Consider the following 21,845-nt stretch of genomic DNA (forward strand, 5'->3'; position numbering starts at 1 on the left):
CAAAGAAATTCCACACAAATCGACCTATCGAAAAGCCGCTTAATCACGTGCCATTCGGGTCTGTCCTTTCATTTTGAATTTCTGATCTGGACTCAGGGCTGAATCTACTAGCTTTGACGTAGCGACTGTGCCAATTTCAACTTCCAACGACTGACGCCAGACCCATGCCCTTAAACTGCTGTCCGAAGCAGGGGTGAGTCATGGGTTCGGCTTCTGATTTGAGGCGGTTTGAGGTCGGCGAGCGGCGCTTTTTGGAACGGTGATCTATCTATTCAGACTCAGCATGTTTGCATGCCGTCCAATTCCGCTTGGATCATCATCTCTGGTGGAGGGTCGGGCGGTTGCAGGAACGGGTCGTCGATCCATTCCCACAGATCCTTGTGCATAAAGAGATTCCACCGCAACAAGGCCACCGGGTTGGAGAGCGCCCAGTCAATCCGGCTGCGGAACTGAAGCGGTTTCAATAGCAGCATGGAGATGAGTGCCGTCCAAATCTGAATCCGCACCGCATAGGCCACGGTACCGACGAAGGTATTGATGCGCAGATTCTGTTTGATGGCCTTGAAGAACAGCTAGGGGGCCGCTTCGACTCGCTGTTTTGGACACTAGTGCATCGTTTGCAAAGTTAGAGTGCCCTCGGAAAAGAATATGGAGAGGAAGATGGCGTGCGATCTTCGATCGGGGAAAAGGAAGACGCGGGCCTTTTTCCTGATCTCTGCCCGTCCGGCCTTCACCGGAGTGGCCGGACCTCGTCGGTCGTTGGTCTCGACCAACTCCACTCCTCGCGCCTTGAACTCAGGAAAAATTCCTCGTGCCGAATGCACCCTAACTTCCCGAACGCTGCACTAGTGGATGAATGCGGGTTGTCCCATCAGCTAGAGAAGATAATTGTGAAGATTCTTCCGGAAGTACCAAACCATTCGAGAAGGCGATGCCTGTCTGGACCAGGGACCTGGTTGAAAGCGGAGACGGATAGAAACCGGCGTTTGAGAAGTAGAAGACGATGATGTTTGCACGATTTCTGCGGCCGTTCCTGAAGGAGCGACAGCATGGTTCATCAGTGGGATCGGTGGCAAACTGGTCGCGATTGCTGACTATCAGGAAGTTTCAGATCAGTAGGTTTTGCGGCACTCTCCCATCTGTTGGGGATGGGTTGATCCTGAAGAGGGTAAAGCTTCCGTTCCGGCGCTTGCCTTTGCTTCAGTGAGGCTCAGTCTTCAACGATGCAACGCCAGCCTCTGATCGGTCAGCTCCTGAGCTATTTCCGCGATTACCCGGATGAGTCTTCCACCACCAAACGCTTCTTGGATTTTGTGGAAGCGGAGGAGGCCTGCTTCGAGCGCTCGACTCAGTCCGGGCACGTGACCGGATCCGCTTGGATCGTGAGCCCAGACGGGCACCGTGTGCTTCTGACTCATCACCGAAAGTTGGATCTTTGGCTCCAACTTGGGGGTCACGCAGATGGGGATCCAGACGTTCTTGCCGTCGCCTACAAGGAAGCCCGGGAGGAGTCCGGGATCGAGGAGTTCGAACAACTATCGCAGGGAATCTTCGATCTCGATATCCACCCGATTCCGGCGCGGAAAGGGGAGCCTGAGCACCTTCACTTCGACGTCCGCTATTTGCTCCGCCCGACTGGGAACACCGAGTATATTGTTAGTCCGGAATCACATGATCTCAGATGGGTTGAGCTCGATGAGGTTGCCTCTTTAACGACGGAGGAATCGATTCTGCGCATGGTGGCGAAGCACCGCGCATTCTTTGATCTTTGAGGCGAGTTCCAAATATTGGTTTTGACTTTGGATGGCGATTTCATCGCTTCAAAGGTAGGTGCACGTCAATCATCCGGGTAGATTTTTTTCGTGTCTCAGTGGCAGGAAGCCCTGACGGAGTTTCATGCTCTGAATTGGTATCAACTCCGAAATGCCATGATTATGAAACCATGAAATCTCTCATGAAGATCGATCAAGCCCGGCTTCACTCTGGTCGAATTGATGGTCGCCATTTTGCTTGTCCTTGTCCTGGCAGGACTCGCGTTCCTCGGAACTTCCCGATTGAGTTCTTCAGCAGACAAGGCGGTCTCGGTGTCCAATGTTAGGAAGCTGCAGCTGGCAAATGGTCTTCACGCGACCGACAACAATGGAAGATTTGCCTCAACGTTCACCAAAGGTTCGGAAGGGAAAGCCAGTGTGTGGGATCGGAATCCAACGTTTCACGATGCCTGCAATGGAGATTCAAAGGCCATTGAAGGCAACAGTCAGGAGTCGAGGGGAAAGTGAACCAACCGTGGGCGCCTACTACGATGGTCATGTCGGAGAGATCACCCAGAAGGACATGGAGACTCTGGACCGCCGCGGTGGTAACAACAACTCCTTCTGGAAAGGCAACAATGGAACCCCATGAGTGACTTTTTTGGGGTGGTGATGGCCGCGTCGCAGGACCCGGGTCGAAGGGATGAGGGTTCGAGGTTGACGATATTCCCATTGGAAGCTCGACCCGGACCCTCTATTGATGGTGAATGAAAATTCTCTTCATCGGTGGCACCGGTAATATCAGTACGTCCTGCAGTCGGCTCGCGATGGAGCTTGGCCATGAGCTCTGGCTGCTGCATCGTCCCGGTCGCCCTGGCATCGCAGGGGCTCACGATTTGGCGTGCGACATCAATGATGAGGCTTCTGCCGCTCAGGCCCTTGCGCCGCATCGGTTTGATGTGGTCGTCCAGTTCATTGCGTTCACTCCGGAGGATGTTGCGCGCGATCTGAGACTCTTGGCGGGGAAGTGCGATCAGTATGTGTTTCTGAGCTCCGCATCAGCTTACGCGAAACCCCGTGGCTTCGCGCCAACGACCGAACGCACCCCGCTTGAGAATCCCCATTGGCAATACTCTCGTGACAAAATTGCCTGTGAGGAGTTGCTTGTCGAACAAGGGGGGGATGGCATGCCTTACACGATTGTCAGGCCGTCCCATACCTACGACCAGGTGATCCTTCTGCCGATTGGCGGGTGGCAGAGTTTTACGGCGGTTGATCGGATGCGCCGTGGTTTGCCAGTGATCGTACCGGGTGACGGGACGAGTCTTTGGACCGTGACCCATGCGGAAGATTTCGCCCAGGGATTGTTGGGTTTGTTGTGGAACCCTCTGGCCATGAATGAAGATTTTCAGATCACCTCGGACGAAGCGCTCACGTGGAACGAGATCTACCTGCAGACCGCGTTGGCGGCGGGGGTGGCGGATCCGAAGTTGGTTCACATTGCCTCGGAATTGTTGATTGCCTGGAATCCGGACTGGGAAGGCACCTTGCTTGGCGACAAGTCACACACCGCGTTGTTCGACAACTCCAAGTTGCGGCGAGCCGTGCCGGGCTTTCAGCCAAAGATCCCGTTTCGCGAGGGGGTGCGCCGCACGATGGCGTGGTTCGATGCCGATCCGTCCCGTCGCCATCTTTCTGCCGATGACGACGCCGAGTTCGAGCGGATCCTTTCCGCCTACGGCAAAGCATGGCCCGCAGGTTCTTGGGAGTGATTGATCGCGGTTTCCAGGCGGGTTCTTCTTGCGATCTTTAAAAGAGAATGGCGCTGAGGAGTGTGAGGACGACGGCGAACACCAGGTTCAGGACGAGACCAATTCGGAGCATCGTCTTTTGCTGGATTCGGCCTGAAGCAAAAACGATGGCGTTTGGTGGGGTGGCGATGGGCAGCATGAAGGCGCAGGAGGCTGCCAGTGTCAGTGGTAGGACGATGCGTGTTACTGGAACACCCAGATCCACCGCGACGGCAGCGAAGATCGGGACAAGGAGGGCGGTGCTGGCGGTGTTGCTCGACAGTTCGGTAAGGAAGATCATGAAAACCACCACGATGCCGACAAGAAGGAACACGGGCCAGGCGCTTGCGAGTTGTTGGATCTTTTGTGCGAGGAACAAACTGGAGCCGGTGACACTCAGAACCTTGCTCAGCCCGATGCCGCCTCCGAAGAGGAGCAGGACCCCCCAGTCGGTGGTGCGATCGATGTCCTTCCAATCGACCAAGCGGCAGGTTGCCAGCAGTAGTAAGGCGGAGATGGCGACAAGGGTATCAAAGGAGTTTTCAATGCCGAAGTAGGTGGAAAGCTTTCCGCTGAACAGCCAGCCGGCAATGGCGAGCAGGAAGATGGCGAGGGTGGCGAGGCGTGGACCGTTGAACGCGAAATGCTCTGACTCGACTTTGAAACGAGGCACTTTTCCGGGACGGGCGAGCACTCGCAGAAGCACGAATAGAATAGGCAGGAGTATGGCGACGCAGGGAATACCGATCTTCAGCCATTCGGTGAAACCGATCTTGAGATTCGCGGCGGCAATGGCATTGGGTGGCGTGCCAATCAGGGTTCCGATCCCGCCAATGCTGGCGGAGTAAGCGATGCCCAACAAGAGATAGGGCGCGATCTGTTTGATGGCCTCGTCGCTGCAGCGGGCTTTCAGGCTGGCAAGGATTCCGAGTGCCACTGGCAGCAACAGGGCAACGGTTGCCGTGTTTGAAATCCACATCGAAAGCACGGCTGAGACCATGAAGAGAGCGGTAGCGGTGGCGTGAAAATTGCCCCGCCCGAGACGAAGAATGCCATTTGCCAGCCATCGATCGAGTTCTTGTCGCGAGAGGGCTGCGGCGAGGCCGAAGCCGCCGAGAAAGAGGTAGATCAGCGGGTGGGCGAAGCCCGCAAAACTGGCGGTGACATCAAGGCTGCGGGTGAGCGCGGCAACGACCGGGATAAGGATGGCGGTGAGTGCGAGGGGGAGAGCTTCGCTGAGCCAAAGGGTTGCGGCGAGGACGAGGATGGCCAGGCCGGTGCGGACGGTTTCCGCGCTATGGCCCTCAGGTACTGGTTCGATCGGTAGCCAGGTTTTGATCGAGAAGAAGAGCGAGAAGGCAAGCGCCACAGTCACGATCTTCGCCCATGGATACGAAGCGGGGATCGGGGCATGGCTTTCCCGGGCGACGGTTTCCTTGTGCTGGTTCACGACCTTGGTATTTCAGCACAAGTGATCACCCGCTCCAAGGGTGCTTCAGTCGATGCGTATTCTTTGAGAAGGGATGCGAGGTGAGGCGTGCCAAACGCGGGCGTGGAGGGAGTTTTCCGAACGGGAAGGAATTCAATCTACGAAAGATCGGTTCCAGTTGGCTCGAGCTTGCGGCTGGATTTGCTGGATTCGAGCATCTTTTCCAAGGACTCGCGAATCTCTGCTGTGATGGGATCGTTCTCCCTCGGTCGCTTGAGCTTGCAGTTGACTTCAATCGCATCGCCGACGGTGATGACGGCGCGGAGTGGGTAGTGGGGCCGGGCGACGTCTGTCAGGTCTTCTTCGTAGCGTTCGACGGTTTCGAGAATTCTCTCGGGTGTGGCGTCTTCGATGTAGTCGCCGGGGTAGCAGTGAAGTTGCTGGACGAGATAGAGATCGGCGAGTTGCCGCCAGCGGTGGCCACGTTCTTCCTTGCTGAGATTACCACCGATCATCCCGCGCAGGATGGCTGTCCGGAGTCGTTTCACGCGAACCATCGCATCCCCGTCATGGCGACTGTTGGCCCAGTGATCCTCCATGGGGTTGAGGAGATGGTCGATGAGGTGTTGGAGTCGCTCGCGAAAGGTGCCTTGGCGAGTTTCGTTGAGATACTCGATTTCCTTGAGGCCTAACAGGGCGGCTCCTGCCTTGAGGATACGTTCGCCAAGGGGTAGGTGGATTTGTGGCTGCCAAGAGAGTCGATGTTCGATCTCCTCGACGACGGGGAGTACGGTTTCCCGGAGATCACCTTCGAAGAAGTAGCGCATGAAAATCGGATGAATGATAGACTTGCCGTCTTTGCGCGCCTTCGCGGCCGCGCGAGCCATGAAGGCGGGACCTTCCCTGATGCTGAGCAGGCGGTCATTGCTGCGGGTGATGAATCCTTCGCCAAAAATGACCAACGGAAATTCTCCCTTGATCACGGTCTTGATGGAACACTTCAGGGATCCACGATCCATTCCTTCACGATAGATGCTGAAGGCACCGATGCGGGGTGCGACAAAGCGCTGGAACCTACTGCCAATGAAAACATGCCAGCTCGACATCACGCTGAACGGCCGACCGACTTCCTTGGCAAGGGTGTCGAGCACCAGGGGGTCGCATGGTCGGAGATGATTGGGCACGAGGATGACGCCGTTTCCGGCCTCCAGTGATGCTCTGAGTTTCTCCGTGCCGACGCATTCGATGGCTCGAATGCCGTGTTCCTTGCGTAATTGGCGGGGAAGGATCCAGCTGAGCACCCGATACAGCAAGGGGCTGAAACGGGGTGGGACAAAGGAATAGGGCTGGTCGGAGATGATGCGTTGCATTGAGAAAGGCGAAGCGCCCTGGATCCTAGTGAGGATTCGCCGGATAGGGCTACGACCGAATTCACGGTTTGATCGGCACTGCCAAGGCCTGAGGCTAGTCCTGCCTTTCTTCGGGACCGAGGTTGAAAATGAGATAGGTTCCGGATTTTCCGGCCACAGCGATGTCGGTGGTGCCATCGCCATTCAGATCTGCCGTGGCTATCTGGAGGCCGCAGCCGACCCTGCCTTCGTCGATGGTGTGGCGGGTGTATGCGCCTTCTTTGCTACTCCATACGTAGTAGTATAAGCAAGGAGGCTCGTTGCCGCCCGGGTCCTTGCCGTTGTGGGCGCGGACCCGCTTGCCGGTGATCAGTTCTTCCTGACCGTCACCCGTCAGGTCGGCGAGATGGAGGGTGTGGGGCTGGGAATAGGATTTGTCGATGAGGTGTTCTTTCCAGGTGAATTTCCCGTCCTTGATTCCCGTGCTCTCCCACCAAAACAATCCGTAGTCGTGACCCTTGCCCCAGATGAGATCGTTCAATCCATCGCCATTCAAGTCGCGCACCAGCATTGGAACACTGGAATGCAAGTGGGGCCAATCGGCATGAAAGGTCCATGGCTTTTCCCAGATGTTCTTCTCCGGGCGCTCATACCAACCGTGCCCGGTAATGAGGTCTTCACGACCGTCATTGTTGAGGTCGCCAAACCCAAGGCCATGCGACTGGCCATCACCTCCAGGTGTGCAGCCTTGAAGCGTCGGTGTTCTGTCGGTTTTCCTTGTTGGCTGATTTTTTCGGACAAGGTGCCAGACCATCAGTGGGTTTTCCGGGTTCCATGAATTGGTGATCCACTCGGGTGTTCCATTGTCATCGAGGTCGCGGAGGAAGCTGCCTTCGTTCTGGCTGAAGCCGGTGTCGTGAAGAATGTGCGCTTTCCAGTGCTGACCCCGCGAGAGGCCTTTCTTGCCTGGGTTTTCATACCAGCTGACTTCGGTTTGAATGAACGATCCCGCGACGACATCGGGGAAGCCATCTTGGTTCACATCATGGATGAAGTCTCCGTTGCTCTCGATGTAGCCATTCCAGTCAGCGATCGAGCGCAGGGGGCGTGTGATAAAGTCTGGTCCAGCATACCAGTTCCGTCCGGCGACGATGTCCAACTGCCCATCCTGATCTACATCGGCAATCGCGACGCCCTCGTTGGCATCCAGCGCCAGTTGCCGGATCTCGAAATCGAGGCTCGCCGCCTGAGCGAATGCTGGGGCGGCGATGAGCAGGAGAATCGGTTTCATGGAGGAGTTCTAAACCGGCGATGTGAGGGTGAAAAATCTAATTCCTCCTGAAGCGGGGACCGGTTCGAAGAGCCTTTTGGTGCCCCAAGGAAGCTTGTTCTGGTTTCGCTGACAAGCGCCTCCGATTGTTGCGTTTCGCTGAAATCTGAAGCCGGGGTGGAGCGTATCTGCAGGGATTCTATTTTTATCCCATGATACCGAACCGAACCATTCTGGTCACGCTGACCGCCGCACTGCTCACGATGTCACTCGAAGGCCGGACTTGGACGGATGCCGCCACGGGGCGCACGATTGAAGCCGATTTCCTCGGTTTGCAGGACGGAAAGGTCGCTCTCAAGCGGGTCGACGGCCAGGAATTCGAGCTACCCCTCGCCAAGCTTTCGGCTGCGGATCAGGATTTCGTCAGAGAGCAGGCCGCCAGTGGTGTATCGACTGGTCAGGCCTCTGAAGATTCATGGCCCGGCTGGCGAGGCCCGAACCGTGACGACCTTTCTCCAGCCACAGGACTTCTGAAATCGTGGCCAAAAGAGGGCCCCGAACTTCTTTGGACCTTCGAGGATGGTGGGAAAGGCTACAGTTCGCCTGCGATCGTTGGCGATCGCCTCTACTTCACCGGCAGCCGCGATGGCAAGGCGTTGGTCATCTGTCTCGACGCCTCCTCCGGCAAGGAGCTCTGGAATGCACCGATTGGCGACGATCCCGAAGATGGCTACAACACCAAATGGGGATCCGGCCCGCGCGGCGCTCCCACCATCAGCGATGGGCTTGTGTTTGCCATCACCGCCAACGGTGAACTCGCTTGCCTCAGTGCCACGGACGGCAAACTGCGGTGGCGCAGGAACTTCGTCGATGACTTTGGAGGAAAAGTCCCGAGCTGGGGCTATGCTGAATCACCACTTGTCGACGGCGACAAGGTGATCGTCACGCCCGGCGGCAAGGATGGTGCGATCGCAGCCCTCGATAAGAGCACCGGGAAGGAACTCTGGCGCAGCAAGGATCTCCATGATGATGCCCAGTATGCATCCATCGTCGTCGTCGAGGCTGGCGGCAAACGACAATATGTTCAGCTCTTCATGAAAAACGTCGCAGGCGTGGATTCGGAGACGGGTGAACTCCTTTGGGAAGCGCCTTGGAACGACGGCCGAACTGCCGTGATTCCAACCCCGGTGGTAAATGGCGACCAGGTTTACATCACTTCCGGCTATGGAGCTGGCAGCATGCTCCTCCAAGTCACTGCCGACTCCGCCAAGGAGCTCTGGAAAAACAAGGTCATGAAGAATCACCATGGTGGGGTGTTGCTTGTCGACGGCCATCTCTATGGATTTTCGGATGGTGGCGGTCTTACCTGTCAAAGCCTTGAAACCGGCGAACGGGTCTGGAATGAAAAAGGCCAAGGCATCCAGAAGGGTACGGTCCACTACGCCGATGGCATGCTCTATTGCATCGACGAGCATGAAGGTTCCGTCTTTCTCGTCGAAGCCTCGCCCAAAGCCTACAAGGAGCACGGTCGCTTTCCCATGCCACGCGAAACCAAACTACGTGAGGGGACGCAAGGGAAAGTCTGGACTCATCCCGTCGTCCTCAATGGCCGGCTCTATCTCCGTGACCAGGATCTGCTCTTTTGTTATGACGTCGGTGCTCGTTAGGGCTTCTCCATCGCCGGGATGTCCCGGGGTGGCCTGGCGGACCCCGGTGCCAGGAACACGGTTGCCTTTCAGCTTTGGCACGCTGGCGGGTTCATCATGAAAAGGTTGACGCACGGGCCGTCCGGCTGAGTGTCGTGCCATCCATGAAAAGCTGCTCCATCAAATTGCTAACCAGCGCCCTGCTCGCGGTGGCTTCAACTCTGGCGTTTGGTGGCGAAACCGTTCTTTATGATTTCGAGGAGGATTCAAAGAAGCCCCGTTGGGAGGTCGAGAATGATGGAGTGATGGGAGGTGTCTCAAAAGGAGAGGGAAAAACGGTGGACGGCACTTTGATCTTCCAAGGCAGACTGTCACTGGAGAACGATGGGGGTTTCGCTTCCTTGCAGACGGAGGATGGAGACTGGGATCTATCAAAATCCAAGGGAATCGTCCTCAGGGTGAAGGGCGACGGGAGAAGTTATCAGTTTCGTGTGGCGACCGATGCCAGGTTCAAAGGATCACGAATTGATTACGCGGCTGAGTTTCAAACCAAGAAGGGCGAATGGATCGAGGTGGTCGTTCCGTTTTCCGACATGGAGGCAAGGTGGCGTGGTGAAAAACTTGATGAGCCCAAGCTGGATCTGAAAAACGTTGAGCAACTCAGAATTTACCTCGGTGACGGGAAGGAAGGTCCGTTCATGCTTGAGGTCGACTGGATCAAGACCTCTGGTTAGGTTTCGTTGATGCCTCCAGCTCGAAGGGCAGGCTTCGAAAATCCATCCGGGGGAACCGGGCAAGGTGGCGAAAATCGGAGGTTCTTTTGTTGGAAAGGATCACCTAGAGTCCGCCGCAGATGAAGGACGATCTGTTTACATTCCTGAAGGGCTTTGCGATGGGTGCGGCAAATGTGATTCCGGGGGTCTCTGGAGGAACAATTGCCTTTATTACTGGAATCTACGAGCGGCTGATTGAAGCCATCAAGCGGATTGATGGGACGACGCTGAAGCTGGTCGCTGGATTTCGAATTCGTGAGGCAGCGGAGCGGATGGATCTTCGTTTTCTGATGGCGATCGGGCTCGGGGCGGTGGTCAGCGTGCTGACCCTGGCCAGAGTGTTCAAGAAGGTGATGGAGCACTCGGAATCGGCGGAGCGAGCTTTGTGGGCATTCTTCTTTGGCCTGATCCTGGCATCATTGCCGGCGGTGGGGAAAATGGTCGGCAAGTGGTCGGTGGGTCCGATCGTGGGTGGCTTGCTCGGCTGTGCCGCGGCGGTGAGCATGGCGTTCATGAGCCCGGCAAGCGAGAGCTCCAACGTCTTCTATCTCATACTTTGCGGGGTCGTGGCGATGTGCAGCATGATCATTCCGGGTCTGAGCGGTTCGTTCGTGCTGCTGTTGATGGGCAACTACAAGCTGATCATGATCGGCGCGGTGAACGCCTTGAGTGCGGGGGAATTCGGAGAGGCTTTGAAGATCTTGGTGCCCGTGGGAGTCGGCGCGGTTCTGGGAATGTTGCTGTTGGCGCGTTTCCTGAGTTGGTTGTTCCGCGTCTGGCATGATGTGGCGGTCAGTTCGATCACAGGCTTCATTGCCGGATCGTTGGTGATCATTTGGCCATGGAAGGACAAGGTCATGGAGACCTTTGTGAAAGGGGACGAGGAAAAGGAGAAGCTGGTTGGCTTTGAGAACTGGCACCTGCCGAGCTTCGGTGAGCAGGGGACCTGGTTGGCGATGGGGATGGTCGTGGCGGGCGCAGCACTGATCATTGTGGTGGAGGTTCTCGCCAAACGCGGGAAGGGTAAGGGCGTCGCCGGACAAGGGTAGTTTCCCTTCATCACCGACTCCTCGGTCTCGATCGCAAGTGAGGGCTTTCGCGCGGACAGCCTGGTGGGTGACAAGGCATTCCAGCGAATCACCGGGCTGGCGGTGGACTAACGCCAGCTGAGGTCACGTTCGCGTCGATCGGCTTCGTAGCGATTGGTTTGTTCGATCTCGTAGGCGGTCGTGCTTGTCCTCACTGTTGACGTCGGAGATCCGGTAGAATCCGACGGTGCGCAGGAGGAAAAAAAGAAGAGGGTTCCACCGAGGAAAAGAAAAAGTGCAGCTTCTTTCATGAAAGAAGGGTCGTGTATAAGCGGCCTTTATCAAGGGTATTCTCGAAGTTTTCTCGCGCTGGCTGAACGAAATCCGAGAGGGAAGTGGTGACTCTCTTGGTGTGACGAGCGGTAAGGAAGGCTGGCTGGAGGTGATCCTGAAAGGGGTCGGGAGGTTGCTGGAGGAAGTCTGGGAGAAAGACTTTCGGCGGAGCGCCTGTATTGCGTGGTAGCCCGGTGCGGCCGTCTGGCGTACTATGGAATCCAACCCATGAAAATGATCCATCGATCTGATACTGTCCGCTCCATTCGAAGGAGAGCCCTCGTTGCCACCACGACCGCTGCCATCTCCCTTCTCTTTGCTGCTGGCTTGCAGGCTCGGACGTGGACGAGTGCCGATGGGGAAAGAACCTTCGAGGGTGATTTGGTGGCCTACGATGTGGCAAGTGGCAAGGTGACCGTCGGGATGGCGAACGGCAGCGAGCTTGTCTTTGATCAGAGCAAGCTCTCGGAAGTGGACCTCGCCTTCCTCAAGGAAAACGGAAGCAAATCCAAGGCGGCTGGGGGCAGTGGCAATGCCGCTGCCAAGCCCCTGCCCGCGGAGTTGCCTGACCCCGATGGGAAAGAGGCCGACATGAGCAAGCCGGTGCAGGTCTTCATTCTGATGGGACAGTCCAACATGCTCGGCTTTGGAAAAGTCGCCGGCGGGTTGGATGTGGCGGCCAAGGCGGGGGACTACCCTTTCCTCGTTGATGACGAAGGCGAGTGGACGACTCGCAAGGACGTCCGCAACGTGCGCGTCATGAACTTCAAGGATTTCAAGAACGACTGGTTAACTGCTGCGAATACCGGGAAGATCGGCCCGGAACTTGGGATCGGTTACATCCTGGGTGAGGTTCTTGATGCCCCCGTGATGATCCTGAAGTCCTGCATCGGAAACCGTAGTCTCGGCTGGGACCTCCTCCCTCCTGGAAGCGAGAGCTACGAACACAATGGCAAGCTTCAGCCTGGCTATGGCGAGACACCAGCGACTGCCGGGAGCGGTGAGAAGTATCAGGGTGACGAATGGTACGCGGGCAAGCAGTACGACGACGACGTCGCCAGCGCCAAAAAGGTCCTTGAGGACCTCGACAAGTATTACCCGGGAGCGAAGGAGTATGAAATCGCTGGCTTCGCGTTCTGGCAGGGTGACAAGGATCGCTACAGTGAGGCGCACGCCGAGCGCTATGAGCAGAATCTCGTGCAGCTGATCAAGGCGCTCCGCAAGGAGTTCGATGCACCGAATGCAAAGTTCGTATGCGCGACTCTGGGCCAGACCAAAAAGGGTGCCGATGGAAACGATGGAATGATTCTCGAGGGCACGCTGGCGGTCGATGGAAAGTCCGGCAAATACCCGGAGTTCAAAGGCAATGTCGCAAGTGTCTACACCCATCCGCTTTCCGAAGGGGGGGCGTCGAACGGCCACTACGGTGGCAACGCCAAGACCTACATGAACGTCGGGATCGCGATGGGTGAGGCCATGGCCGAGCTGCTCGGGTCGTCCAGCAAGTGAGGAAGGAGGTCCTTCAATCGGGGTTGAAGCGGCAAGCCCCAAGCTTTCGGGGAAGGCCTTGATCCCATCTGAAGGGAAGGTGTTTTCGGCTTGCCGAAGCCATCCAAACCGAAGGCTTCCAGGATCATTTCCTGAGGTCTCCAAGCGGCCGGACCGTTCCGAGAATCGAATCAAGGGTTGGCAATATCGAATTTTATGTCAGCTTGTCGGTCCCCTCGGATCGATTCCAACGAATTCGGTTCCATGCCATCATTATTTCTCAAAGCCTTCATCGGTTTCGCGCTTGCCGCACCGATCACGGCTCAGGTGACGACTACGGGGTTTCTCAATCAGGCCCGCACGGAAGCTCCGGGAACGCTGCTCAGCCATCCGGTGCTCAACGATTCGGAGCCCATTGGGCGGACGACGTCGATCAACTATCTCAACGGATGGATCATTTTGGGAGGTGAGGCACCGGGCTCACGGATCGGTTCTGATCTGGAAGTGCGGGTCTATGATGTCAGTGATCCGGAGAACTTGATCCGCCGCCTTCCTGCCGACTTCGGGCTGAGCTACACGAACAATTCCTGGATTCAGGGAAACTACGGTTGGAACGCGCACGGCACCGCGCAAACGGACAATCTCCTCCTTCCCGGCGTCCTGCGCGTTGATGGTTTCGGTGGACCTGTCGAGTTGGGTGGAACGAATGGTATTCCGAACATCGGACAGGTTCCGATCTGGTACAACCGGTCATCCCAGGCCGGACCGTGGTCGGCCACGCTGTTGTGGTATGGCTCGGATGACGCCGACATTGAGATCTCACGACAAAGCCTCAATGAGTTCGGCTACAATACCCGGCAGGTGCTGGGGTCCTTCGATCACGTCGGTGCCTATGGAGGTGGCGACTGGCATCCGATGTTTTTCGGTGACCTGCTCATCATGGCGCGCAGCGGTGGAGCGGCAACGGACGGGGTGGTCGTGTATCGGCTGGCCTACAACAACATGGACGACGCCGATCCGTCGAATGACGGCATCACTGCCAATCTGGTGGGTTCGCTGAGCAGTGGATTTCAAGGTTATTGGCCGAATCTTTTCAGCGATGGCACCGGGCTCTATGTGATCGGCTCATCGACAAATATCCTCATCGCCGCGGACATCACTTCGGCGACCATGCCGGGGGCCACCGCCGACATCCAAACGGTGGCGAGCCTGACGGTTCCGAATTTCACCAATGCTTCCTACCCGGTCTATCAGGACAACTTCGGTTTCATTCACAATCGCAAGATCGACATGACGCGCTTTGTCGCCGGCGATGCCAATCCCATCGTGCTGGCACTCGACGAGGCCAACCCGCCTCGTCCCGCGGGTGCACCGGCCTTGCCGCCGGGGGCGATTGCGGCGGTGAACACCTCCCAGATGTCGCTCCCGCTTGGAAACCTCTGGCTCACCGGCGGCTATCCGATTCCCGGGCAGAATCAGGGCCTCGGGGTTTGGGTCCATCAGCAGGCACCGGACACGACGGTTCCAAGAGTGAGTTATCACATTCCGCAGGCAGGCCGGACGAACTACCCACGCCACGCCCCGCTGAGTTTCCTCGTGCATGAGCACACGCGAGATGGCGGGCCCCGCAATGGCATCGACTTCACGCTGCGTGCCGTGGATGAAAGCGAGACGCTCGGGGCCTTCGCGCCGGGCTTCCTGATCCACGATTTCTCCGGCAACATGACTTTTACTCCTGATGCTCCCCTGGAGGCGGAAACCACCTATCAAGTCGACTTTCACAGCGACCCCGCACAGCAAATCGGTTTCCGTGACGCGGCGGGAAACTACATCGAGGCGTATTCCTTCCGCTTCTCGACGGGCGGCGGTTTGAACGCCCCTGCGCCGCCTGCATTCACCGGTCTGGACGCCACCAACCACCAGCCGTCGCCAGGTGAGGAAGTCACCGTCACGGCTACCGCGACGGGCACGGGTCCGCGTGAATACCGCTTCAACTTCGACGGCAACTGGAGCGCATGGAGCAGTTCGGCAAGCGCGAGTCACACCTATCTCTCCGCCGCCCGGCCGCGGGTGCTGGCTCAGGCGCGGGATGCCGATGGAGGCATTGCGACCGACTCCTTGAGGCTGCTCGTCATCACTCCGCCACCGGCCGGACCGGGTCCGACGCAAAGCAGCACTTTGGCGATCGGCGACGACTCCGGTGCGCGCAGGGTGTGGAGTGTGAATCCCGACTCGAATACCGTGACGGTCGCCGATGCGGTCAGCGGAGCCAAGCTTGCCGAACACGCGGTTGGACGGAATCCCCGGGGAATCGCTCGCGACGCCAATGGCCGCTACTGGATCACCTGCCATGGCAGTGACGAGATCCTCGTCCTCAACGATGATGGAACGACCCACAGCACGATCGACCTCGACTACGGATCGGCTCCATTTGCGATCGCGCCCTCTCCTGATGGCAGTCTTCTCTACGTCACGATGTATGGTTCGGGGGCGCTTCATCGCTACTCGGCGGCCAACCCGGCCGCTGCGCCGTTGACCACGGACGGACTGGATTCCCCCCGCGCGATCGCGATCAGTGCGGACGGATCACGGGTGCTGGTGCCCCGCTTCATATCGCCTGAACTCCGGGGTGAAGTCAGTGAGTTCTCGGCGACGCTCGGATTCACCCGCCTGCTCACCCTGACCTCGTCCGCTACGATTGACGGTGGTGACCGCGCGGCGGGGGTGCCGAACTATCTCGCCGGTATCGCGATCTCACCCGATGGCACCCGTGCCGCCGTGGTTTCGAAACAAGACAACATTCAGCGTGGAACCTTCTTCGGGGTGGGGGACCTGACTCATGAAACGACGGTCCGCAGCGTCATTTCATTTATCGATCTCACGACCCATGCCGAGATACCGAATTCGCGCCGCGACTTTGACAATAGCGACAGCCCCAGCGCCGTGACCTACACGCCATTGGGCGATACCATTCTCGTCACCCATCAGGGGAACAACCGGGTGGTTGGTATGGATGCCCTGAGTCTCGCCCCCCTTGCCGCGCAGGTGGTTGCCGGCTCGATGCAGACCCAGCCCGCGGTGCTGACGCTCGATGTCGGCACCGGCCTCGCGCCGCAGGGGCTGCTGATCGATGGGCTATCGAACCGGCTGTTTACTCAGGATTTCATGGGTCGAAGCGTGACGGTTAGAGATGCCTCGCCACTCCTCGCGAAGAACGAGACGTCCCTGCCGCTGGTTGCGACCACTGCTGCGGTCGGTACCGAGTTGTTCACGGCGGAAGTGCTTCAGGGCAAACGCATCTTCTACAATGCCGCCGATCCCCGCATGAGTGCGGACAGCTACATTTCCTGCGCGAGTTGCCACATCGATGGTGGCCACGACGGCCGGGTCTGGGACTTCACCGGTCGCGGCGAAGGCCTGCGGCGAACCACCGATCTTCGCGGGCGCAGCGGACTCGGGCACGGCGCTGTCCACTGGAGCGGGAACTTTGATGAAATTCAGGACTTCGAGCACGACATCCGAGGTCCCTTCGGTGGCACGGGACTGCTCGATCTGAGCCCGCAGCAATTTGCGGCACAGCATCCGAATCCGCAAAGCGGGAAGACCGGCCTGAGCAGCGACCTCGATGCGCTTGCCGCCTACGTTTCATCACTCGGACCTGATCACACGCCCCGCAGTCCGAACCGGAACGCGGACGGGACACTGACTTCCGCCGCAACGAGAGGGCAAGCGGTGTTCACTGCCGAGAACTGCACGTCGTGTCACAGTGGATCGGAATTGACGAACCGTATGGCTTTCGATGTCGGCACGCAGTCGGCGCTCAGCGGATTGCGCTTGGGGCAAGCGCTGCCCGGGATCGACACCCCGACTCTCCACGGTCTTCATGCCACGAGGGTCTATCTTCACCATGGCCAGGTTGGTAATCTCGGCGAAGTGTTTGATTACTCCGGAGGCACGCTCCTCATGGGGGATTCAGGTGAACTCTTCGGTGCTGGTCCGGACATCGTCACCGATGATCCCACGCAGGGCGGAGGGGGTTTCGCACGCGGCTTGTTTGGCGGTCGTGCGGTGAGCATCTCCGGCACCGAGGGAAGCTCTGGCGTGCGCTTCAGTGACGTCGATGGTGGGGCTGGCGGGGCGGCTCGAATCACCCTGCGCTACATCCGGCGGTACAGCAGCGGCTCGGCCCTTCTGAGAGTGAACGGCGTCGAGCAGCAACTGAGCGTGGAACGCCAGTTTCCCGACAACTCGTGGCAAAGCAGCGGCTGGCGCCAGCTTACGGTGGACGTCGTACTTCAAGCAGGTCCAACAAACACGATTGAAGTCGTCAGGGGAAACGGCGACCTCACCTTGAACTCGATTCTTGTCGCCAACGCTGATGATCTCGTCGCTGCGCAACCCCACCGCCTCGTAAGCAGCCTTCCAAGCGCAGATCGGAGCGACCTGATGGCTTATCTCACACAGATTGACGGGCGGGATGCCAACGGTACGGTGCTGGCTTCACCGGCTGCCCCGCTGCCTGCTGCTCCGGGGATCGTCGTGCAACCTCAAGGCGCGACCTTTGCGCAGGGAAACAGCCTGTTGCTCACGGTCGCCGTCAGTGGTACGGGGCCCTTCAGCTACGAGTGGCGACGTGGGACCACCGTGGTCGGAAGCGACAGCCCCGAGCTGCAGATCGCCGCCCTTGGTCCGGCTGATGCTGGAAGCTATACCGTGCGCATCACCAATACCCAAGGTGAGGTAATGAGTGCGCCGGCCGAGATTGTCGTCAACCCGCCACTACAGATCCAGACGGCTGCGCTTCCCTCTGCCGTCGTCGGCGTTCCCTACAGCTTTGGTCTCGACGCGATCGGAGGAATCTCCATGCGGACATGGACGATCGATTCCGGCAGCCTTCCGCTGGGTCTGACCCTTTCCTCTTCGGGAGTAATCAGTGGCACCACCCATGCGCCTGCCCAAGCGCCTCTCACCTTCCGTGTCAGTGATGACTCAGGCAGCGATTCCGTGGTTCTAACACTCGATGTGGCACCGGTGGCGGGATATGTCGACGACTCCGACCTCATCCTTCACTACACCTTCGACGAAAGTGCCGGACCGATGGTCTGGGACAGCGCGGTGGGTGGAAACAACCACAGCACCGAGGTGACCGGGACCCACTGGGTTTCTGATGGACGCTTCGGCGGCGCGTATGGTCCAGCCGATCCCACTGCGACCATCCAGCGCTTTTTTCCCGACAATCAGGCCGACCTCGACTTCGATCCGCGTGGGGACGAATACACCATTTCCGTCTGGGTCCGCACCACCACCACCGCTGGCTACAATACCATCATCGGCAAAGGCAGGGATGAGTCTCCCTGGGAAACGCAGTACCGTCTCTGGATGACCAGCAGCGGCGAACGGATCCAGGCAATCAACGGTCAGCAGTACGGCAGCAACGCCGACATCAGTTCGTCACCAATCAACAATGGTCAGTGGCATCTCGTGACCTTGGTGAACCGCAACGATGACGGAATCTGGCGCACGCGACTTTACTACGATGATGGGCCAGCGATCAGCGAATATGCAACGGGATCGAGCGGCAGGCTTCCCGGTCTGTTGCGGGTCGGCGACACCACCCGCGGCGGCAATTCGTGGAGGGGACAGCTCGACGACCTCCGCATCTATCGCCGCGCCTTGAGCCAGAGTGAGATTTCGGCCCTCTATACCGCCCCCGATGTGGAAACCTATGCCGACTGGGTTTCAGATCATCTGACTGCTGCCCAGCAAGCCGACGCCGCAGTCAACGGTCCGTCGCACGACGCCAATGGAAACGGTGTCGCGAATGCGATTGAGTTCGCGCTTGGAGATAACTCTCTCACTCCACTCAAGGTTCGCCTGATCGGCAATGACGCGGAGCTCAGCTTCACCCGCAACAGTCTTGCCCGCGGACACACACTGGTCCTTGAATGCACTGAGGATTTCGATGAGTGGACTCCCATCGCCACCAGTTACAACGGGCTTCCACCCTCCGGATCAGCCACCATCAACGAAACGCCCGGCATCATCCGCAGCGTGACCGCCCTGCATGTCGCTCCGGAACCCGCGACCTTCTATCGACTGCGACTGATGATCGATTAGAGCTCGTGGGCCCACTGCGTTCTCTCGACCCGCTTCGGCGAAGCTGACCCCTGCCGTCTCTCCCGTCTTCGAACCGGCATTCCGGTTTTCTATTCCGGTGGGTCAAGAAGTCGTCTCAGACCGGTTGGTTTGGTGAGTTCGGCGGTCGTTGCACTGCCGAGTACGATTCCAGACGTAATCTGGGATCCTGATTGGCAGGTGGCGGCGACATGGCTGAATTCGTTCGCCGCGGACTGCTCGTTTCGAAAGGCGAAGTCCTGTGCCACCGTCGTGGTCCGGCCTTCGGGTGTGGTGACCGTTGCGGTGTAGGTCCGGTTTTCGATATCGACGATCAGGCGAACGCGGTAAACGACACCTGGTTGATAGTTGAGAGTTTCAGACGACTGATAGGAGCCCCCATTGCGTGCATCGAAGGCTCCCGAAGGAGCGAGTCGAATGGCGACAGCAAGGTCGGCATAACCTGAGGCTTCATTGGTGGAGAGTCCGGTGACGGCGTCCATCGACGCGGTCCCTGGCCTCATGTTGAAGGAGATGGCAAAATTTTCGGATTGGGTTTCGATGTCGCGGTTTTGCCATCCTGCGCCTCCGGACAGGCTCATGAAATCTGTCGCGGGTGCCGTTTCGAAAGCGGCTCTGAGCAGCCAACCGGCGTTGCCATTGTCGAAGCTCACCTGCCACCACTCGTCATCATCAACGAGTTCCGGCCCTGCAAGGATGCTGGCCAATTGATTCAGGGCAGTAATTCCGACGAGAGCTGCCTGGCTGGAGGGATCCAGGCGGAGGTCGGCGACCGCCACGGTTGCAATCCGGCTGCCTGAGGGAAACTCGGGCGGCCCACCGGATCCAAGGCCGTGGTAGGGTTTGACGACATCTTCCCAGAGCGATCGATTGTAGATGAAGCCGAACCTGGCTCCTGAAGTCGGGTAGTCGATCAGCCCCTGCGACTTTCCTTTGGCGTAACCGATGTAGCCTTTTTCGGCCTTGTACCAGAGGTCGGTATTTCCGACATCCATCAGGGTGACGGCTTGGTTGGCAAGAGGGGTGCCTGCGGGCCAGTAGCCACCGACGATCAGGGTCAGGTGATTGGTCATGTGAGGGCGGGAGCCATCGATGGCGTAACGTATCGAGCTGCGTGCGCCTTTGGCGTCGACTCCATTGAACTCCTTGAGCATGCCGATGGCACCGGGATTCGGCAACTCGGCGGCACCCGAGACGATCTTCCCAGCGCCGTCGATGCCATTGCCGCCGTTAATCCCAGCGATGACGGCTTTGCTGAAGGTATCTTGGGCGAGCCGGAAGTAGATTCCGAGAAACTCAGCGATGGAGTCGCCGTAGCACCGGTAGTTGTTTACCGCCTGCTCGATCATGGCGGCGCTTGGTGCTCCCGATGAGGGGTTGTTCTCTTTCCAGGTGAAGGTCTCGAGCATGTTCGGAAGGTTGGCCGCTGCCAGTTCAGCGACAAAATCCGAGTGGTCGTAGGACTCAAGGAAGGCCGAGGTTGCAGTGGGGCCGAAGTAGACGGTGCTGACAATCACCCCACCGAGCATCCCCTCGCGGTAGTTCGGGTTCCAGTTTCGGCTCAGGTTGCTGTCGCCATCGAGGGTATACTGCTGATTCCCAGCTTTGATGAAGGGATTCTCGTCACTGGTGGTGAAGGCGCATCCGATGAGGGTGGCCTTCATGATCAGGTCGATGCGCGCTTGCTCGCTGTCGCTGAGCTGGTCCCAAATTCTCGGGGTGTGACGGACAATGGCGAACATGCCGGTGACATGCCGCTCGTGCTGGGCGGGGTAGCCCCCATTGGAAGTGGGTTCCTTGCCAGGAGTCAAAGTGTGGCGGATCTGCTCGAGGAGCCGGGCATCGGCACTGGTATTTCCTGCGTGGCTGGCGACCGCGAGGGTGACCGAAGCGCCGCCGTAGAGCGCGCCATTGGTATGGGCACCACCGGAAAAGTCCCGGTCATAGCTAATGAAGTTGGTGGCGATCGCCGCATCGACGGCGGCCTGCGACGGGCTGCGCAGGCTGGCTGCGGACGCTTGAAATGAGGAGACGAGCAAGCTGGCAAAGAGCCAGTGGCAAGTTTTCTTCAACAGGTTCGGGACTGATGGGTGTCGGTGCATGCCTTTCGAAATCTCAAGGATCATACACAATCAGGATTTATCAATCGATGCTTTTAATCAGCCGGGAATGTCCTGTTCTTCAAGGTTTTGGCGTTTTCGAAGAGTTTTTGGACCCGCTTTTACCTAATTGGGCCGGATTCCAAGGACTTATTGAAGCCGCGCAGACATCCCTCCGATGGCCACCCGGATGTTCTCCCGCATCGCTCCTTCGGCCGACATGCGGTCGCGAAACTCAGCGATAGAGGACTCTGCCGTCGAGGTGAGGTGGCTGGAGCGGATGGTGTCTTTCCAGACGATGGATCCTCCCTTGGTCAGGGTGTAGGCGATCACGAATTCGGTGGTGACGCTGAAGACGGCCGCTGGTTGACGGCTGCTCACAATGGTCGCTTCCAGCTCGTAGGCCCCGCCACCGATTCCGGCAAAGAGACCGGAGTCGACGACCGAGGTTTCGAGCGCTTCTTTGAAGTCTTCCGCTTCGATCTCCAAGCCTTCCAGCGGGGCTTGGTTTCTGCTGCCGGTGATTCTAACGAGAACCGGCTGACCAGTGTTGGCGCTCGACTTGACGACGGGCACCAGTTGGCTCGTCCGGGTTTGTGGGACGCAACTGCAGAGGGCCCCGAACAGAAATAGCGTCAGGCAGGTAAACTTCATCGCGCGCTATCCAAGACGGAAGCGAGGATTCATCCCAGCTTATAACTCAAGACGTGCGCGGGGCATTGGGGTGACCTGCTTCAATCCCTCCATCGAAAGG

At 58.3% G+C, this 21,845-nt stretch carries 15 protein-coding genes; 8 read left to right on the forward strand and 7 right to left on the reverse strand.

Annotated features, from left to right (window positions below):
• Positions 1-278: 278 nt before the first annotated feature.
• Complete coding sequence (locus tag WBG04_RS13905) at positions 279-518, reverse strand: hypothetical protein (protein WP_424315054.1); 240 nt, start codon at positions 516-518, stop codon at positions 279-281.
• Positions 519-1,223: 705 nt separating this feature from the next.
• Here WBG04_RS13905 and WBG04_RS13910 point away from each other — a divergent pair.
• From WBG04_RS13910 to WBG04_RS13920, 3 genes are all read left to right on the forward strand, one after another.
• The gene (locus WBG04_RS13910; protein ID WP_424315055.1) at positions 1,224-1,772 is read left to right on the forward strand and encodes an NUDIX hydrolase; all 549 of its coding nucleotides are present in this window, start codon (positions 1,224-1,226) and stop codon (positions 1,770-1,772) included.
• 192 nt (positions 1,773-1,964) lie between these two features.
• The gene (locus WBG04_RS13915) at positions 1,965-2,279 is read left to right on the forward strand and encodes a prepilin-type N-terminal cleavage/methylation domain-containing protein (protein WP_424315075.1); all 315 of its coding nucleotides are present in this window, start codon (positions 1,965-1,967) and stop codon (positions 2,277-2,279) included.
• A 239-nt stretch (positions 2,280-2,518) separates the two neighbouring features.
• Positions 2,519-3,523, forward strand: a complete 1,005-nt coding sequence (locus WBG04_RS13920) for an NAD-dependent epimerase/dehydratase family protein (RefSeq protein ID WP_424315056.1) — start codon at positions 2,519-2,521, stop codon at positions 3,521-3,523.
• A gap of 37 nt (positions 3,524-3,560) precedes the next feature.
• Here WBG04_RS13920 and WBG04_RS13925 read toward each other — a convergent pair whose 3' ends face one another.
• From WBG04_RS13925 to WBG04_RS13935, 3 genes are all read right to left on the reverse strand, one after another.
• On the reverse strand, positions 3,561-4,991 hold the full coding sequence (locus WBG04_RS13925) for an SLC13 family permease (protein ID WP_424315057.1): 1,431 nt from the start codon (positions 4,989-4,991) through the stop codon (positions 3,561-3,563).
• 137 nt (positions 4,992-5,128) lie between these two features.
• Positions 5,129-6,340 carry a 1-acyl-sn-glycerol-3-phosphate acyltransferase gene (locus WBG04_RS13930; RefSeq protein WP_424315058.1) on the reverse strand — a complete coding sequence of 404 codons (1,212 nt, stop codon included), beginning with the start codon at positions 6,338-6,340 and terminating at the stop codon, positions 5,129-5,131.
• Positions 6,341-6,434: 94 nt separating this feature from the next.
• Complete coding sequence (locus WBG04_RS13935; RefSeq protein ID WP_424315059.1) at positions 6,435-7,610, reverse strand: FG-GAP repeat domain-containing protein; 1,176 nt, start codon at positions 7,608-7,610, stop codon at positions 6,435-6,437.
• A gap of 191 nt (positions 7,611-7,801) precedes the next feature.
• Between WBG04_RS13935 and WBG04_RS13940 the strand changes: the two genes are divergently transcribed.
• The 3 genes from WBG04_RS13940 (at position 7,802) to WBG04_RS13950 (ending at position 11,057) form a co-directional block, all read left to right on the forward strand.
• Positions 7,802-9,256, forward strand: a complete 1,455-nt coding sequence (locus WBG04_RS13940) for a PQQ-binding-like beta-propeller repeat protein (RefSeq protein ID WP_424315060.1) — start codon at positions 7,802-7,804, stop codon at positions 9,254-9,256.
• A gap of 143 nt (positions 9,257-9,399) precedes the next feature.
• Positions 9,400-9,969, forward strand: coding sequence for a CIA30 family protein (locus tag WBG04_RS13945; RefSeq protein ID WP_424315061.1), 570 nt, complete (start codon positions 9,400-9,402; stop codon positions 9,967-9,969).
• 119 nt (positions 9,970-10,088) lie between these two features.
• Positions 10,089-11,057, forward strand: a complete 969-nt coding sequence (locus tag WBG04_RS13950) for a DUF368 domain-containing protein (protein ID WP_424315062.1) — start codon at positions 10,089-10,091, stop codon at positions 11,055-11,057.
• A 107-nt stretch (positions 11,058-11,164) separates the two neighbouring features.
• On the opposite strand, the gene WBG04_RS13955 is transcribed toward WBG04_RS13950, so the two are convergent.
• Positions 11,165-11,347, reverse strand: a complete 183-nt coding sequence (locus WBG04_RS13955; RefSeq protein ID WP_424315063.1) for a hypothetical protein — start codon at positions 11,345-11,347, stop codon at positions 11,165-11,167.
• A gap of 250 nt (positions 11,348-11,597) precedes the next feature.
• On the opposite strand from WBG04_RS13955, the gene WBG04_RS13960 reads away from it, so the two are divergent.
• Together WBG04_RS13960 and WBG04_RS13965 are read left to right on the forward strand one after the other, a co-directional pair.
• Positions 11,598-12,878: a sialate O-acetylesterase gene (locus WBG04_RS13960; protein WP_424315064.1), complete on the forward strand. Its 1,281-nt coding sequence runs from the start codon at positions 11,598-11,600 to the stop codon at positions 12,876-12,878.
• A 243-nt stretch (positions 12,879-13,121) separates the two neighbouring features.
• Positions 13,122-18,974, forward strand: coding sequence for a LamG-like jellyroll fold domain-containing protein (locus WBG04_RS13965; RefSeq protein WP_424315065.1), 5,853 nt, complete (start codon positions 13,122-13,124; stop codon positions 18,972-18,974).
• An 89-nt stretch (positions 18,975-19,063) separates the two neighbouring features.
• Here WBG04_RS13965 and WBG04_RS13970 read toward each other — a convergent pair whose 3' ends face one another.
• Both WBG04_RS13970 and WBG04_RS13975 read right to left on the reverse strand, forming a co-directional pair.
• A complete protein-coding gene (locus tag WBG04_RS13970) occupies positions 19,064-21,064 on the reverse strand; it encodes a hypothetical protein (protein WP_424315066.1) in 2,001 nt (666 codons plus the stop codon).
• Positions 21,065-21,241: 177 nt separating this feature from the next.
• Positions 21,242-21,745, reverse strand: a complete 504-nt coding sequence (locus WBG04_RS13975; protein ID WP_424315067.1) for a hypothetical protein — start codon at positions 21,743-21,745, stop codon at positions 21,242-21,244.
• Between the last annotated feature and the right edge of the window lie 100 nt (positions 21,746-21,845).

Origin of the sequence: Haloferula sp. (assembly GCF_049672945.1) — a bacterium.
In the GTDB taxonomy this organism is placed as follows: domain Bacteria; phylum Verrucomicrobiota; class Verrucomicrobiia; order Verrucomicrobiales; family Akkermansiaceae; genus Haloferula.